General features: G+C 50.7%; 1 protein-coding gene. It reads right to left on the reverse strand.

Annotated features, from left to right (window positions below; all coding sequences use genetic code 11):
- Window positions 1-201: hypothetical protein (locus ACXAH9_RS17275; RefSeq protein WP_474896100.1), on the reverse strand; the 201-nt coding region annotated here is incomplete at both ends.

The following is a 201-nucleotide window of genomic DNA, read 5'->3' on the forward strand; positions in this document are numbered from 1 at the left end:
GGTGATCGTGTTGCCATCGATGTACGCCTCATTTAACGTCTGGTTCCCTACCTGCGTGTCTACATATGCCTTCGTCGCTGCATCCTGGTTGCCAACAGGATCCGTTACGTTGCTGATCAAACTCGTGTTTACATCTACCACGCCCGTACCATTCGGATCGATCACCACATTGCCGTTTACATCCGTGCTGCTGATCGTATT

It is taken from the genome of Ekhidna sp. ABH4_415 (genome assembly GCF_056161305.1).